The sequence below is a fragment of the Primorskyibacter marinus genome (assembly GCF_003313245.1).
GTDB lineage: Bacteria > Pseudomonadota > Alphaproteobacteria > Rhodobacterales > Rhodobacteraceae > Primorskyibacter > Primorskyibacter marinus.
Genome location: NZ_QJSD01000008.1, coordinates 102,786 through 117,536 on the forward strand (window position 1 = coordinate 102,786; position 14,751 = coordinate 117,536).

Consider the following 14,751-nt stretch of genomic DNA (forward strand, 5'->3'; position numbering starts at 1 on the left):
GCCATGGCTTTGCGCGCATCAACTCTCGCCCTTGCCTGCCTTTGCGCGTCGCCGCTCGCGGCGCAGGAAGACGCGGCAGGCAAGCTGACCATCGAGCTGAACTCGGTCGAGCCCGAGCAAGACAATTGCCGCATGAGTTTTGTCATACTGAATGGCCATGACGACGATATCAAATCCGCTGTGTTCGAGGCGGTGCTTTTTGACATCGACGGCCGTGTTGATCGCCTGACGCTATTCGATTTCGGTGCCCTGCCTGCAAGTCGTCCACGGGTGCGCCAATTCGTTGTGCCACAGCTTGCGTGTGACCAACTGGCGCGGGTTTTGATAAACGGTGCGCAGACCTGCGAAACGGATGTGGCGCGCAAGGACCTCTGCACGAAGCAGCTGGATCTGAAGTCCCGGATTGAGATCGAGGTGGTCGGATGATGCAATCGCTGGTCGAGGCCATTCAGCGGATCGCCGATCTGGGCGGGCCTGTTGTGCTCTTGCTTTGTGCATTGTCCATCGTCGTAACGACAGTGGTTCTGTACAAGTTCTGGCAATTTACCACCGCAGGGGTCGGGCGTCACAAGGCGCTTCGCGATGCGGTGGCCGCGTGGGACGCAGGCGACCGTGCAGGTGCGCGCAGTTACCTGAACCGGTCGCGCAGCTATCTGTGCCCGGTTGTGGACATGGCCATGTCCGGGCAACGCGATGGCGAACGCCTGGAAGCCGAAGCCGAGATTCGCTTTGCCAAGCTGGAGCGCGGCTTCCGCCTGCTAGACTCTGTGGCGCAGCTTGCGCCGCTTTTGGGACTGTTTGGCACGGTCCTTGGCATGATTTCGGCGTTTCAGGCGCTTCAGGACGCGGGCGCGCAGGTCGACCCCTCCATTCTGGCGGGCGGCATATGGGTGGCGCTGCTGACCACCGCAGTCGGGTTGGCTGTCGCCATGCCCACAGCTTTGATCCTAAGCTGGTTCGAGGCCCGGATGGACGCTGAAAGAGTGCTGGCGGGCAAAGCCCTGCGCACCATCCTTGCCCCCACGGGCCGCACCGCCGAACTGCAAGATGTGGCCGCTGGTGCCGCCATTCATGCGTAGACATACCCGCCGCAGACGTTTGTCGATGACATCGCTGATCGATGTCATCTTCTTGCTGCTGCTGTTTTTCATGCTCAGTTCAACATTCACCCGGTTTTCCGAAGTCGAGCTGGCCGCCGGGGGTGCAGCGGGCACCGCAACTGGGTCTGACATCCGTCCCTTCTTCCTGCGCTTGGGCACCGACAGCCTTGACCTCAACGGGCGTGATATTGCTTTCGCCAGCTTGGCCGACGGGTTCGGCGAAGATGCCGCCCCTGTGGTGTTGGTCTCGATGGTGCCGTCCGTGACGGCGCAACGCCTGACCGACCTTCTGGTTGCTCTTCGGGCCGTTCCGGGCGCGAAAGTCACCGTTCTGGAGAGATCCTGATGCGGCGCCTGAAATCCAATTCCGAACGCGAACCGACCACTGCGCTTATCAACATCGTTTTCCTGATGTTGATCTTCTTTCTTGTTGCCGGAACGCTTGCGCCATCGCTGGACAAGAACCTGAAGCTGGTCCGCACGAAAGACCTTGACCGGCATGCTCCGGCAGATGCGCTTGTGGTACATCCGGATGGCCGTTTGTCCGTGCGCGGCATGGACGTCAGCGACGCGGCGTCATATTTCGCAGAACTGGACGAGGACGCCCGCAAGCGGGTTCGGGTCGTCCCCGATCAAGCCCTGCCCGCCAGCGCGTTGGTGGCCTTGGGTCGAGACCTGCGCAGTGCTGGCGCAGAATCTGTCGTCATCGTGACCGAGAGGGGGCTGGAATGATTTCGACCTCCCGCACCGTGAAACTGGCATGTGTGCTGTTGGCAGCAAGCGCCCATGCCGCTTTGGCACTGGCTTTGATGACCAATGATCCGGTCAGAACAGAGGGCGCGCCCGGCAGCGCGGATGTACAACTGGGATCGTCCTTTGCGGATATGGCTGCGGGGACGATGACAAACGAAAGCGTCGAGAAGGCGATTCAGCCTGACAGCGCCGCGCGCCCGCTACGGCCTGACCAAGCAAAACCATCCCTTAGCGAACGCCTGAAGGTGACCAAGGCCGCGCCTTCGGAAACGACGTTGCCCAATCCGGATGCGATCACCAAAGCCGTGCAACCAGCGCCCCCGTCTCCCTTGACGGCTCCCGTTGCGCCTCTCGCGCCCAGTAGCACCATTCAAGCCACGCGCCAAACCGCAGCACCGCCGCCGTCATCTGCGCCCACATCACAAGAGATGATCAAAGCCGAAGCGACAAGCGCAACGGCAGTAGCGCGGTCCCTGCGCCCCATGGCCCGTAGTCGCGAAGTCGAAGAAATGGCGCAACGACAGGCCAAAGCCGAAAAGGCCACCAAGCCCAAGCAAACCGAACAGCCACGCGGCAATTCCCAGAGAAACGCCCGTGCAGGTGCCGCAACCGGGACACGCACTGCGACGTCCAGATCCAGCGGGTCGGGCGGGAAAAAGCCCAACGCCAGTGGCAATGCGGCAGCGAGCAACTATCCTGGAGTCATCATGTCTTGTGTGTCTCGGTCCGGTCGCCCAAACGTGCGTGGACGCGGAACCACGCGTGTATCGTTCAGCGTCGCGAACAATGGGGGCATTACAAATGTCGCGCTGGCGGGCGCATCTGGGAACGCACGACTTGACCGGGCGGCCCTTGATCTTGTGCGACGGGTTCGGTCCTGCCCGCCCCCACCTGCGGGGGCAAGACGGAGCTTTTCGATCGGGATCTCGGCGCGTTGAGCCGGGTGATCGCCACATCGCACTCTGGTTGAACAGTCCCTGCTCATCGGGATACGCAAAACGCAGTTGCCGCTGCGCAGGACGTTGGGACATTCACCAGAGGCGTATTGACGAATAGCCAACAGATATACGTCGCCTTGCTGGAAGGTCCAAGATGTCCAGCCGAGACAATCGACCGGACACAATCTCAGAGAGATCAGTTCTGCAAGTAGACTTCGAGCGAATCGTCCAGTGCATCTTTCCAGGGCGTGTGGTGAACCGGGGCCATCGTATTTGTGATGACAGACCGGTAGGAGTTATCCCGAAACGCCATGATGTTATCCATCTTGTGCTGCTTCCACGCAAAGAACGCGGCGCAGGCACCATCCACATCAAAACTGGGATAGTCCGTTTCGGCAATCAGTTCCTTGATGTAATCGCCTTGATACTGGATTGCATATTTCACGTCATCGCTGGCTTCTTCGCGCTCCATGCGTTCCTTCACGTCGTCCGTGAGGGTTTTCATGTCAGTCGGCACTTCCAGTTTGCCCATGATCGCATCGCGGACCCACCATGCCTGTGCGTCGAACATGTTGAAGGTGAACCATTGGTCCTGCATGCCGATGTAGAACATCTTCGTGTTCTTTACGAAAACCACGCCCTTGTAGAGATCGGACGACGCCAGCCGGTTGGCCGTTTTCAGGCGCAGATCGTCTGGGAGATAGTTGAAGAAGTGCTTGTAGCCGGTGCAGAGGATGATCGCATCGACATCGCGCGACGTGCCGTCCTTGAAATATGCGGTCTTCTCGTCAACGCGCTCAAGGGCCGGAACTTCGTCCCAATTGTCAGGCCATTCAAAGCCCATCGGCGCGGTGCGATACGACGAAGTAACTGATTTTGCACCGTATTTCCAGCATTGCGACCCGATATCCTCTGCCGAATACGATGCTCCGACAACAAGGATGTCCTTGCCTTCGAATTCGCGCGCGTCGCGGAAATCGTGAGCATGAAGGATTCGCCCGTTGAATGATTCGAATCCGTCATATTCCGGGACGTTCGGTGTTGAGAAGTGACCCGAGGCGCAGATGACGTAGTCAAAATCCTCTTCGTAGGTTGTGTCCTTGATCTGGTCATGCACCGTGATGGTGAAATTCTCTTCGGCTTCGTTGTAGCGCACCCAGCGGATCGGTGAGTTGAAGCGGATCCAGTCGCGGATGCCCGCCTTTTCAACCCGACCCACAATATAGTCGAAAAGAACCGCGCGAGGAGGATAGGACGCGATTTGCTTGCCGAAGTGTTCTTCAAAGGAATAGTCTGCAAACTCAAGACCTTCTTTCGGTCCGTTTGACCAAAGGTAACGGTACATGGAGCAGTGTACAGGCTCTCCGTGCTCGTCCAGCCCGGTACGCCATGTGTAGTTCCAAAGGCCACCCCAGTTGCTCTGCTTTTCGAAGCAAACGATTTCAGGGATCTCTTCGCCGTTCTGATGTGCAGACTGGAAGGCTCGCATCTGGGCCATGCCCGAAGGGCCGGCTCCGATGATGGCAACACGCTTGGCAGTCATATGTCATTCTCCTGTGGTATGGACCAAATAGTAATTTGTGGTTCTTTTGGTTCCGCAAATGGTGCAATTCATTATACCAAAATGTCAACATTATTCCAATTTGGGCCGAAAGATGATGAAATCGCCCGTTTTTCCTGCTAACCCGGAAACATGATGCCTACCAGTTTTGCTCATCAACTTGCGGTTTCTTCGGCCTTTCCCCGTTTGTCGGTGGGCATGAACGAGCCTGTGAAGATCGGATTTCTCGCCCCGTTGAGCGGTCCGGTTGAATCTTGGGGCCTGCCTGGCCTGAACGGTTGCCAGATATGGGTCGACTCGTTGAACCGATCCGGAGGCGTGATGATCAGCGGGCGGCGCTATCCGGTCGAACTCCGGGCGTATGACTGCGGTTACAATGCCGACCGCGCACAAAATGGCGCGCGCCATCTGGTCGAAGAAGAGAACGTAAAGCTGCTGTTGATGCTCGGCGGCGATACGGTCACCCCGATTCTGGATTATCTGAGCGGACGGAAGATCCTGACATCGACATTGCTGCCCAGCGACCTTTCACCGGACACGCCTTTCTTGATTGCCCCCAGCGAGCTGCACCCGATCTACAACGTCACCGGGGTTGAATGGCTCTCCGCCAACCGGCCGGAACTGAAGACCGTCGCACTTTGCAGCCAGCAAGATGCGCTTGGCCTTCCCTCTCTGGCGACCTATCGCGCGGCTTTCGGGTGTGCCGGCATGACGCTGACGAAGGAAGTGCAGTATTCGGCGGAATCGACGGATGTCAGATCAATCGTGCAGCCGATGCTGGACGCCGACCCGGACATCCTTTGCTGGTGCACAAGCTATACGCCGATGGTTCACGCGATGACCGAATACGCCCATGCACATGGGTTCAAAGGCCAGATCATGTCCTGCACGCTGGATCATTATGAACGGCTAGTGGCGCGCACGTCCGTCGACTTCATGGAAGGTACGATCTTCCAGTTTCCCGATTTCGATGACCCCTTGCTGCGCGAGAAGACATTTTTCTTCAATCAGCCGCATGTGTTTTTCGAGGAATATAACCGCCGCTTTCCCGACAGTTGGAGCGCGGTCAGTTGGGAATATGCCGCCATTCTCGACATCTGGCATTCGGCTGTCGAAAAATGCAACAGCGTCAATTCGGTCTCGGTGCTGGCCGCGATGAAACAGCTTGGCCACGTCTCGCACGCATTCGGTCCAGCGCATTGGTGGGGGGAGGACATGTTCGGCATAGACAACGCTCTTGTCGGGGATTGGCCGGTGGTCACAATCCGCGATGGCAAGGCATGTGTCGTTGCCTTCGGCTCCATTCCCGACTGGTTGGCGCGTCACGGCGAAACGCTGAAGCAGGAAATGTCGGATTTGGGGCAGCTTTGGGATCAACGTCTGGTCACCGATGCCCCGCGTCCCGGCTTTATCTGCGAAACGCCGTCGGTCTGATCACAGATTCTGCAACAGCAGCTTCTGCTCTTCGATCAAATGTAATTTGATCAGTTCGACAGCACGCTCCACATCGCGCGAAGCGATGGCGTTGAACAGGACATTGTAGCGCTGCTGATAATCCAGAATCCGTTTTGGTGTCAGGTGGCGACGCAAAAGTGTAGTGCGGAATGACGTCCGGCAAGATTCGATCGCCAGATTGTAGCACGACGCCAATAGCGGATTGCGCGTTCCGGTCGCGATCTTGCGGTAGAAGTTCTCTTCGCATTTGATGAATTCCAGCACATCCGTGCGCACGCCTTCGATTTCGGACATCAACCGTTCCAGATCACTGATGTCACGCGGTGTCATGTTGATGACCGCAAGGCGCACCATCTCGGGCTCCAGAATGCCGCGGACGACCAGATGATCCAGCGGGCTTGTTTCAAAGGCCACCGCAATTTCCGGACTCTCGGTCTCTGCCTCGGATTGGTAGGTCACGAAACTGCCGCTGCCGGGACGGCGATTGATGACGTCGCGGGCCTCAAGAACATCCAGCGCTTCGCGCACCGTATTGCGCGCAACGCCAAGCTCTGCGGCCAGCGCCCTTTCCGAGGGTAGCCGCGTGCCCAACGGATATTCCTCGTTTTTGATCTGGGCGAACAATCGGTCGAGCACGACCTGCACCGTCGCACCGACCGAATGGCTGGCGATGATTTGCGAGGTTATCGTCGGAGGGTTGTCGTTCATTGGTTCTGTTTCCGGTGCGGCCCCAGCATCTGGCGCGGGACAAAATTTCGATTCCTGGTACTGGGCGGGGCACCGCCAGAAGACTTCACATAGCAGGCCGGTCGGGCGGCTTGGGTGCAGAAGGTATCGGCGCGTGACGTCGCATACCAGCAAGTAATCGGTTCAAAACAGTCTATTTTGGTTCACTTGAGTGTCGGATTCCTTCAATAATATTATACCACTTTAGAGCCACCCACAACTTTCAGAAAGCCAATCCGTTAATTGTTAAAATAATATTCTTGTGTGAAAAATGCTATCCTGTTAGCTTTTTTGCGAGAACCATGAAGAAAATTGGGCGTACCACCGTCAAGAGTGGGCCGGGGAGCATCCGGAAATTGGCCTGAAATTGGTTTCTTTGCAAACCGCATCTGATTGCGGCAACCAACAGGAGAGATTGATGTTTCCCAAGGGATTGAAAAACGGCTTTTCGCGCCGCACCTTTCTTAAGTCTACCGCTGCAACAGCGTTCAGCGCGGGCCTGCCGTCCATGGCGCTCGCTGCCGGCGAAACGGTCAAGATCGGCTTTCTTGCGCCTTTGACTGGGGCGACCGCTGCATGGGGCGCGCCAGGCCTGAGCGGGTGTGAAATCTGGGCCGAGAAAGTCAACGCCGCAGGTGGCATCAAAATCGGCGATAGCAGCCACAACATCGAATTTGTCGCCTATGACAACGAATACGACCCGGCTAAAGCCCGCACAGGCGCCACCAAACTCATCCGCGAAGACGGCGTGAAGTTCGTGATGATGCTGGGCGGTGACACATGGCCGGGCGTTCAGCCCGTCGCGGACCGGACCGGCATGCTTTTCTCGACGCTGCTTCCGTCTGATCTCTCGCCCGATACCGAAACGCTTCTTGCCCCGACCGAGGTCCATCCGATCTATCTGGTGACGGGTGTGCAATGGCTGGCAGAAAACAAGCCGGAACTGAAAACGGCCGTGATGTGCGCGCAGGACGATGCGCTTGGCCTACCTTCGGTAGCAACCTATCTTGCCGCATTCGAGGCCGCAGGCATCGAGATGCAGGATGAGCCACTTCTCTTTGATCCGGCGACCACTGATTTTGCGCCGATCGTCACGCGACTGCTGTCAACCAGCCCCGACATTGTCTGCCTTGACACCTGCTATTCCGACTATGTGCATCCGATCTGCGAACAACTGTTCCAGCAGGGCTATAAAGGCCAGATCATTTCGGCAACGGCGGATTTCTACGACCAGATGATTGCCAAGACGTCCAAGGAGTTCATGGAAGGGTTCATCTTCCAGTTCCCGGATTTCGACGATCCGGCCCTGAATGCCGACAACATCAACTTCAAGGATGCCAACGGGTTCTATGCTGAATACAACAAGCGGTTCCCCGGTCAGTGGGGCGCTGTAAGCTGGGAATATGCGGCAATCATGGAGCTGTGGAAAGACGCGGCGGAAAAGGCCGGGTCGGTAGAACCCGACTCCGTGCTGGCCGCCATGAAAGAAGGCGGCAAGGGCAAGCACGCCTTCGGCGACGCCGACTGGTGGGGCGCAGAGATGTTCGGCATCAACAACGCGCTGGTCGGTGACTGGCCGGTTGTCGTGATCGAAGATGGCAAAGCGGTCATCAAGGGGTTCAAATCGATCCCCGACTGGTACGACCAGCACGGCGATCTGCTGATCAAGCATATGTCTGCCTATGATCAGATGTGGAATCAGCGCAGCTGAGCCTCTTTCCCGGATACCCGCAGCGTCGGTGCTGATCGCGCTGCGGGAACCCTGCAAAAAATGAGTATTCGTGATGTTTGAACTTCTGGCCCAGACCGGCCTGAACGCCGCCTATGCTGCGTCCTATATCTCGCTTGTGGCCGTCGGGCTGGTCCTGATCTTTGGTGTCATGGGCGTGATCAACTTTGCGCATGGCGAGCTTTTCATGGCCGGCTCTTACGTTGTTGTCGCCCTTTATGCCGATAGAATGGTTCCCTTTTTTGTGGCCGTGGTGGCAGGTCTGATATTTGTCGGTATTCTCGGTCTCATCATGGAGCGCGCGCTGTTTCGGCCCTTGCGCGACAATCCGTTGGGCGGACTTGTGGCCTCGATCGGCTTTCTGCTGATCCTGCAAGCCCTCGCAGTGCTGGGTTTCGGTGTGCGGATGGAATATGTTCCGCCCCTCACCCAGGATGTCATCGTTTTCGCTGACAAGATCAGTATCCCTGTCGCGCGCCTGTATGTGATCATTGCCGCCGTCGTCATGCTTTCGGCGCTGTGGTATTTCCTGAAACGCACCCGCTTTGGCTGGGCGCTGCGTGCCTCGGCCCAAGATCCCGAAGCTGCCGCATTGCAGGGTATTTCGGTCACGCAAACAGCGATGATTGCAATGTTCATCGGGGCGGGATTTGCCGGGCTGGCCGGGGCGCTGACCGCGCCGCTGGTGTCGGTAAACCCGCATATGGGGCACACGATCATCGTCACGGCGTTCATCGTCATCATCGTGGGCGGTGTCGGATCTCTGGAAGGGGCGGTAGTGGCTTCGGTCGTCTATGCTTTCGTGCACACCTTCGTGACAACCTTCTATGACGGCGTTTTGGCGGATATCACCGGGCTTTCCCTGATGCTGATCGTGCTGATCGTCAAACCCACCGGCCTGTTCGGGAGTGCAGATCGTGCGTAATTTCCTTATCTGGGCCGTCGTAGCCGTCGCATTGATCATCCTGCCCAATCTGGTCAGCTTTTCGCAGCAGGAAGTGCTGGTATTTCTGACGATCAATATTCTTGTCGTGGCCTCTTACCGGTTGCTGACGCTGACCGGTGAATGGTCGCTTGGCCATGTCGTCATCATGGGCGTTGGTGCTTATGCCTCGGCGCTGGTGACAAAGGAATTGGGCCTTTGGGTGCCGTTGGGCATTCTGGTGGGCGGCGCTTCGGCGGCATTCATCGCCTTTCTGCTCAGCTATCCGCTGTTCCGCATGAAAGGCTTCTACTTTTTGATCGGCAGTTTCGCAGCGGGTGAAATCATCCGCCTCTTGTGGAAACGCTTTCGTGATCCGTTCGGCGGTGCCAAAGGGATCAAGGGTATTGATCCCATGCCGGACTTTTCCATTGGCATCTACCAGTTCGATTTCTTCGAGCCGGTCAGCTACTTCTACTTCTCCGCTGTCGTGGTCGCGCTGTGCCTGTGGATCCTGTGGCGGATCGAGAAATCGCCGGTCGGCCTTACCTTTCACGCCGTTCATTGGCAGGACAAACTTGCACAGGCATCCGGCGTGAACCTGCGCAGCTACCGCACGCTGGCCTTTGTGATCGCCAGCGGGTTTGCAGGGATCGCCGGCGCACTTCTTGCGCATTACATCGGCACGATCAACCCCAACAGCTTTGATGTCGAGGTGATGGTCTTCGTTCTGACCTGGGCCATTGTTGGCGGCACCGGCACATTCTACGGCCCGATCCTGGGATGTATCGTCCTGACCATCCTGAACGAAATCGTGCTGCGCGAGCTTGGCCTCGAACAGACGCGGCCGCTGATTTACGGTCTGATCCTGATCCTTTCGATCCTGTTCATGCCGAACGGGTTGGAGAGCATCGTGCAGAAATTTACCCGTCGAAAGGAAGCCAAATGACCTCCCTTCTCGAAGTGCAGAACCTCACCATGCGGTTTGGCGGCCTGACGGCCGTCGACGGCCTGAACTTCAAGGTTGAAAAGGGCCACATTCATGGTCTGATCGGACCGAACGGTGCGGGCAAAACCACAACCTTCAACATGATCTCGGGTTTTTATACGCCAAGCGACGGCAAGGTTTTGCTGAACGGCGAGGAAATCTCGGGCCTGCCCATGCACCACGTCGCCAACCGTGGCATCGTGCGCACCTTCCAGCATTCGACGCTTTTTGGCGAACTTTCGGTGCTGGACAATGCACTGGTCGGCACGCATATGACCTTTCGGCCAAACATCTTTGCAGCGATCCTGGGCCTTGACGGCGCAGCCCGGCGGAATGCGCTTGACCGGGCCAGGTCGTCGCTGGAGTTTTTCGGCCTGGGCGGTCTGGAAGATGAGCTTGCCGGCGATCTGTCGCACGGGCATCAGCGCGCGCTTGGCATGGCGGTGGCCTATGCCTCGCGCCCTGACCTGATCCTGCTGGATGAGCCTTTCACCGGGATGAACCCCGAAGAGACCCGACAGATGATGGGGTTGATGCGCCGTCTATGCGCCGAAGGGACAACGATCCTGCTGGTGGAACATGACATGCAGGCGATCATGGGCCTGTGCGACAACATCACCTGCATGAGTTTCGGCAAATTCCTTGCCGAAGGCGGACCGTCCGAGATCCGCAACCATCCCGACGTTATCGAAGCCTACCTGGGAGGCGCGCGCCATGTTGCTTGAACTGCGCGACATAAGTGTGAATTACGGCAAGATTTCCGCGATCCGGAATATCTCGATCGGCGTTCCCGAAGGTCAGATCGTGACGATCATCGGTGGCAACGGCGCGGGCAAGACGACCACGCTGCGGGCCATGTCCGGAATGCTGCCGCTTCACTCGGGTGAAATCCACTTTGATGGAAAACGCATCGACGGGATGGCCTCGCACAAGATCGTCGCGAACGGCATCGCGCATGTGCCAGAAGGCCGCCGCATCTTTCCCGACATGACGGTCGAGGAAAACCTGCGCACAGGTGCATTTCTGCGCAAGGATCGCGACAAGATCGAAGCCGACCTTGAAGATGTCTTCAAGCGGTTTGAACGACTGCGAGAACGCCGTCGGCAGCGGGCGCAAACCATGTCCGGTGGCGAGCAACAGATGCTCGCGATTGGGCGGGCGCTGATGTCGGACCCGCGCATTTTGCTGATGGACGAGCCGTCAATGGGTCTTGCCCCCGTGATCGTCGAGGAAATCGCACAGATCATCGAAGAAATAAACGCGCGCGGGCTTTCGGTGGTATTGGTCGAACAGAATGCTGTGTTGGCGCTGGAATTGGCAAACCATGCTTACGTTCTGGAATCCGGCAATATGGCGCTTGAGGGACCGGCGGGAGATTTGCATGACAACGAACACGTTCGGGCGGCGTATCTGGGGCTTTGATCGCAGCGATGCCGAGATGAAGATGGCGCGCGCGGCTGGCTGGTCGCGCGCCGATCTTGTTTGGGAACGGCTGCTTGAGGCGGGGAATCTCGCCTGGGCCGGGGGCGCAAAGGCCAAGGCCGCAAGCCGTTTTCGTCAGGCCGATCTGCTGGCGCGCCTGTGTTTTGACCGGAATGATCTGCGTCGTGCGACATGCCACGCAAACCTGTCACTGCTGGCCATGGCCGGGAACAAGCCGCACCGTGCTGCCCGCCATCAGGCCCGCGCCCTACATATCTGGAAAACCGCCGCCGGACAGATCGCAACGATGAATGTCGCGCCGCGGTCGCGAAGTTCGCTGTTCCATCTGCGGCTGGAAGCGAAACATCGCGACACGTTTCACGACAATATGCGCAAGCGCTTCACCAATTTCGCGGCCGAGACTGAAGAGACCTTGCGGTCGCTGACGGCCCCTGCCGCGTCAAGACACCGGCATTTCGGACGTTGGCGCGGTGAAAGGCCGAACGTCTATGACGACACCCGCAAGATCATGGGGGCTTGCCTGCTGATTATCGACCGCGCCTGACAAACACAAAAGCCCCGAAGCCTGACCGGCCTCGGGGCTTCTTTTCTTATGTCGAACCCGACGTGATTAGTCGTAATTGCCCTTCACGCGCTCTTTCTTCGGGTCGAAATGCGGGAACGGAACGATGGTGGCTTTCAGGCGCTTCTGTTCACCATCCAACTGACCTACCTCGATCTGAGTCCCGATTTCCGCGTGGGCAACGTCGATCCGTGCCAATGCGATGACCTTGCCAAGAACCGGCGATTTCATGGCCGACGTGATTTCGCCGATCTGGGGCTTTCCGACGCGGACGCAGTCACCGGGAACGGGTACGATACCGCCTTCCAGATCCAGCCCGACCAGTTTCCGCGACGGTGTCGCCTTGCGACGCTCCAACGCGGCGCGACCGATGAAATCATCCGTCTTGCTTTTCAGCGGAACGGTAAAACCAATGCCGGCTTCCATCGGGTCGGTCTGTTCGTCGAATTCGGAACCGGCAAAGATCAGTCCAGCCTCGATCCGCAGCATGTCCAGCGCGGCCAGACCCAGCGGGATCATGCCCATCGGTTCGCCGACCTTCCAGATTGCGTCGAACACCTCTGTCGCGTCCTTGGGGTGGCAGAACACCTCGTATCCCAGCTCGCCGGAATAGCCGGTGCGGCTGACCACAACGGACGGACCGTTGAATTCATGCAGACGCCCGATCGTCAACCGGAACCATGCCAGTTCTTCGACGGTTGCCTGCTCCGGCGGAGTCCAGATCACCTGCTTGAGAATGTCGCGCGACAATGGGCCCTGAACCGCGATGTTGCAAAGATGGTCAGTGGACGCGCGCACCCAGGCGTTCAAGCCACGCTCGACCGCTTGCTTGCGCAGCCACAGACCGGATTGGTCGTTGCCGCCGATCCAGCGAAAGTTCGTTTCGCCCAGACGGTAAACGGTGCCGTCGTCGATCATGCCGCCATGTTCATAACACATCGCGGTGTAGACGATCCCGCCGACCGACAGTTTCTTGATGTCGCGGGTGACGCAAAGTTGCATCAGCTCTTCGGCATCCGGGCCGGTGACTTCGTATTTGCGCAGTGGCGACAAATCCATCACCACGGCCTTTTCACGCGCGGCCCAATATTCGGCAATGGCGCCGTGATTGGTCATCTGGTTTGGCAACCAGTACCCCTGATATTCAATGAATTCGCGCGTGTGCTTCGCAAAACACTCGTGAAAACCTGTCTTCTTGGTCTCTTCCATATCCGCCTCCGGAGTCTTCCGCCAACCGATAGAGCGGCTGAATTCGTTGCTTTTTTCGTAAGTACGGATTTGAATATCCGTGGGGTTCCAACCATTTGCCGGGTCCACATCACATGGACAGGCCGTCGAAATGCAGACCAGATCGGTCAGCGCGCGCAACAGCACATAATCCCCCGGACGTGAATAGGGGTCATTCATGCTGATGGCATTCGTATCGTCCAGCATCGTATTGAAGAAGAAGTTGATCGCGGGCCAGCCGCCGCGCGGCCGCACGTCATATTGCGCCAGTTCAATGTTAATGTTGTCCGAACAGTTGACGTGCCCCGGATAGCCGAGGTCTTCGTAGTAACGCGCGGTACAGGACAGGCCGAACGTGTCGTGCCGCCCGACCGTATCGCGGACGATCTCTACGATCCGCTCCTGATCGGAGTTGAAGTATTTGGCGAACAGCCCCGGCTCGGGATACAGAGACCCCACCATCGAGCGAGTCGTGGTCGGGTCGATTTCACGTTCCAGCCCGCGATCCAGCGCGCGATGCGAAAACGCCTGAAAATCCGAACATTCCCGGCCCTGCACATCCAGAACCTGAATATACTGGCCTGCGCGCACCTCATAGGCCTTCGCCTCGCCCGGCAGAATGTTGAAATCCATCAACGGATCGGCCAGCGGTTCCGGCGGCAACAAGCCGCCTTTCGCGTCACCCGGATCGGCGCGTTTGACATAGAGCGCAACCTCGGTCGGTGCCCATTGCTCATGCGGCTCCATCGCTGCACCGGGTGCGCAGACGATCAGCAGGCCATCGGAAGTGGCCGTGAACGTCTGGTAATCGCCCGCATGGGACCCGTCTGCGAAAACCACTGTGCCGTCGGCCTTGGCAATGTCGAATCCGGCCGCCTCAAGCGCCCGCACGACCTTGGCTCCGGAAGGGTCGCCCAGCAACGCCGCCTTCAGCCCGGCGGGATCGCGCCCGCCTTTTGCACCGATCATTCCGGCATCCGAACTGCCGTCCGGCGAAAAGAAGACCAACTCGACCGGTTGCAGGCCTTCACGGTCCTGTACGGTGATCTCGTCCCCTTTCAATATTCTGACCGCGCGGCTACCCCCGCCGGGCACCGGATGTCGCTCCACTCCGTGCGGCAGGATGGGCAGTCCGGGTGTCACAACGCCGGCACGTTCATAAGGGGTTTGGAAAATCGGCTTGATAGTCATGTTCATGGAAGTCATCCCACTCGGCAATGGCGGAAGTGAACGTTTCAGGCCTTCTGAGGCGTGAAATGGCGTAGATTTTCGGTCCGTCCGAGTCTGTCTCGAACTGGATCTCATACTGCCTCTGAATCTGCTTTTATTCGAATGTTATTTTGATAT

General features: G+C 58.1%; 15 protein-coding genes. 12 read left to right on the forward strand and 3 right to left on the reverse strand.

Features of this window, described 5'->3' with window-relative positions; translation table 11 throughout:
- Positions 1-3 precede the first annotated feature (3 nt).
- From DMZ65_RS11845 to tolA, 5 genes are read left to right on the forward strand one after another with little or no spacing between them, the layout of a single operon-like run.
- The gene (locus tag DMZ65_RS11845; protein WP_116599090.1) at positions 4-426 is read left to right on the forward strand and encodes a hypothetical protein; all 423 of its coding nucleotides are present in this window, start codon (positions 4-6) and stop codon (positions 424-426) included.
- A complete protein-coding gene (locus tag DMZ65_RS11850) occupies positions 423-1,079 on the forward strand; it encodes a MotA/TolQ/ExbB proton channel family protein (protein WP_116599091.1) in 657 nt (218 codons plus the stop codon). Before DMZ65_RS11845 ends, DMZ65_RS11850 begins: the two co-directional genes overlap by 4 nt.
- Positions 1,072-1,446 (forward strand): biopolymer transporter ExbD, encoded by a 375-nt coding sequence (locus tag DMZ65_RS11855; RefSeq protein WP_269801559.1) that lies wholly within the window; start codon positions 1,072-1,074, stop codon positions 1,444-1,446. The genes DMZ65_RS11850 and DMZ65_RS11855 overlap by 8 nt, the downstream gene beginning before the upstream one ends.
- Positions 1,446-1,832: an ExbD/TolR family protein gene (locus DMZ65_RS11860; RefSeq protein ID WP_116599093.1), complete on the forward strand. Its 387-nt coding sequence runs from the start codon at positions 1,446-1,448 to the stop codon at positions 1,830-1,832. The genes DMZ65_RS11855 and DMZ65_RS11860 overlap by 1 nt, the downstream gene beginning before the upstream one ends.
- On the forward strand, positions 1,829-2,791 hold the full coding sequence (gene tolA, locus DMZ65_RS11865) for a cell envelope integrity protein TolA (protein ID WP_116599094.1): 963 nt from the start codon (positions 1,829-1,831) through the stop codon (positions 2,789-2,791). The genes DMZ65_RS11860 and tolA overlap by 4 nt, the downstream gene beginning before the upstream one ends.
- A gap of 196 nt (positions 2,792-2,987) precedes the next feature.
- Here the strand turns inward: tolA and DMZ65_RS11870 are convergent, their stop codons facing one another.
- Positions 2,988-4,334, reverse strand: coding sequence for a trimethylamine monooxygenase (locus tag DMZ65_RS11870; protein WP_116599095.1), 1,347 nt, complete (start codon positions 4,332-4,334; stop codon positions 2,988-2,990).
- 150 nt (positions 4,335-4,484) lie between these two features.
- Here DMZ65_RS11870 and DMZ65_RS11875 point away from each other — a divergent pair, with 150 nt between their 5' ends.
- On the forward strand, positions 4,485-5,786 hold the full coding sequence (locus DMZ65_RS11875) for an ABC transporter substrate-binding protein (protein ID WP_116599096.1): 1,302 nt from the start codon (positions 4,485-4,487) through the stop codon (positions 5,784-5,786).
- Here the strand turns inward: DMZ65_RS11875 and DMZ65_RS11880 are convergent, their stop codons facing one another.
- The gene (locus tag DMZ65_RS11880) at positions 5,787-6,515 is read right to left on the reverse strand and encodes a FadR/GntR family transcriptional regulator (RefSeq protein ID WP_116599097.1); all 729 of its coding nucleotides are present in this window, start codon (positions 6,513-6,515) and stop codon (positions 5,787-5,789) included.
- A gap of 436 nt (positions 6,516-6,951) precedes the next feature.
- Between DMZ65_RS11880 and DMZ65_RS11885 the strand changes: the two genes are divergently transcribed.
- From DMZ65_RS11885 to DMZ65_RS11910, 6 genes are all read left to right on the forward strand, one after another.
- Positions 6,952-8,244 carry an ABC transporter substrate-binding protein gene (locus DMZ65_RS11885; RefSeq protein ID WP_116599098.1) on the forward strand — a complete coding sequence of 431 codons (1,293 nt, stop codon included), beginning with the start codon at positions 6,952-6,954 and terminating at the stop codon, positions 8,242-8,244.
- A gap of 73 nt (positions 8,245-8,317) precedes the next feature.
- The gene (locus tag DMZ65_RS11890; protein ID WP_084354860.1) at positions 8,318-9,187 is read left to right on the forward strand and encodes a branched-chain amino acid ABC transporter permease; all 870 of its coding nucleotides are present in this window, start codon (positions 8,318-8,320) and stop codon (positions 9,185-9,187) included.
- Positions 9,180-10,133, forward strand: a complete 954-nt coding sequence (locus DMZ65_RS11895) for a branched-chain amino acid ABC transporter permease (protein WP_232824982.1) — start codon at positions 9,180-9,182, stop codon at positions 10,131-10,133. Before DMZ65_RS11890 ends, DMZ65_RS11895 begins: the two co-directional genes overlap by 8 nt.
- Complete coding sequence (locus DMZ65_RS11900) at positions 10,130-10,897, forward strand: ABC transporter ATP-binding protein (protein ID WP_116599100.1); 768 nt, start codon at positions 10,130-10,132, stop codon at positions 10,895-10,897. The genes DMZ65_RS11895 and DMZ65_RS11900 overlap by 4 nt, the downstream gene beginning before the upstream one ends.
- Positions 10,887-11,594, forward strand: coding sequence for an ABC transporter ATP-binding protein (locus tag DMZ65_RS11905; protein ID WP_084354863.1), 708 nt, complete (start codon positions 10,887-10,889; stop codon positions 11,592-11,594). Before DMZ65_RS11900 ends, DMZ65_RS11905 begins: the two co-directional genes overlap by 11 nt.
- A complete protein-coding gene (locus DMZ65_RS11910; RefSeq protein ID WP_116599101.1) occupies positions 11,554-12,159 on the forward strand; it encodes a tetratricopeptide repeat-containing protein in 606 nt (201 codons plus the stop codon). The genes DMZ65_RS11905 and DMZ65_RS11910 overlap by 41 nt, the downstream gene beginning before the upstream one ends.
- A gap of 66 nt (positions 12,160-12,225) precedes the next feature.
- Here the strand turns inward: DMZ65_RS11910 and DMZ65_RS11915 are convergent, their stop codons facing one another.
- Entirely contained in the window at positions 12,226-14,595 is a 2,370-nt protein-coding gene (locus DMZ65_RS11915; RefSeq protein ID WP_116599133.1) for a trimethylamine N-oxide demethylase, read from the reverse strand.
- Between the last annotated feature and the right edge of the window lie 156 nt (positions 14,596-14,751).

Excerpts from the sequence above, each read along its gene's own strand:
- DMZ65_RS11915 (WP_116599133.1), bottom strand. The coding sequence starts at position 14,595 with ATGACTATCAAGCCGATTTTCCAAACCCCTTATGAACGTGCCGGCGTT.
- DMZ65_RS11900 (WP_116599100.1), top strand. The coding sequence starts at position 10,130 with ATGACCTCCCTTCTCGAAGTGCAGAACCTCACCATGCGGTTTGGCGGC.
- DMZ65_RS11875 (WP_116599096.1), top strand. The coding sequence starts at position 4,485 with ATGATGCCTACCAGTTTTGCTCATCAACTTGCGGTTTCTTCGGCCTTT.
- DMZ65_RS11855 (WP_269801559.1), top strand. The coding sequence starts at position 1,072 with ATGCGTAGACATACCCGCCGCAGACGTTTGTCGATGACATCGCTGATC.
- DMZ65_RS11910 (WP_116599101.1), top strand. The coding sequence starts at position 11,554 with ATGACAACGAACACGTTCGGGCGGCGTATCTGGGGCTTTGATCGCAGC.
- tolA (WP_116599094.1), top strand. The coding sequence starts at position 1,829 with ATGATTTCGACCTCCCGCACCGTGAAACTGGCATGTGTGCTGTTGGCA.
- DMZ65_RS11845 (WP_116599090.1), top strand. The coding sequence starts at position 4 with ATGGCTTTGCGCGCATCAACTCTCGCCCTTGCCTGCCTTTGCGCGTCG.
- DMZ65_RS11870 (WP_116599095.1), bottom strand. The coding sequence starts at position 4,334 with ATGACTGCCAAGCGTGTTGCCATCATCGGAGCCGGCCCTTCGGGCATG.
- DMZ65_RS11885 (WP_116599098.1), top strand. The coding sequence starts at position 6,952 with ATGTTTCCCAAGGGATTGAAAAACGGCTTTTCGCGCCGCACCTTTCTT.
- DMZ65_RS11905 (WP_084354863.1), top strand. The coding sequence starts at position 10,887 with ATGTTGCTTGAACTGCGCGACATAAGTGTGAATTACGGCAAGATTTCC.
- DMZ65_RS11890 (WP_084354860.1), top strand. The coding sequence starts at position 8,318 with ATGTTTGAACTTCTGGCCCAGACCGGCCTGAACGCCGCCTATGCTGCG.
- DMZ65_RS11850 (WP_116599091.1), top strand. The coding sequence starts at position 423 with ATGATGCAATCGCTGGTCGAGGCCATTCAGCGGATCGCCGATCTGGGC.
- DMZ65_RS11860 (WP_116599093.1), top strand. The coding sequence starts at position 1,446 with ATGCGGCGCCTGAAATCCAATTCCGAACGCGAACCGACCACTGCGCTT.
- DMZ65_RS11880 (WP_116599097.1), bottom strand. The coding sequence starts at position 6,515 with ATGAACGACAACCCTCCGACGATAACCTCGCAAATCATCGCCAGCCAT.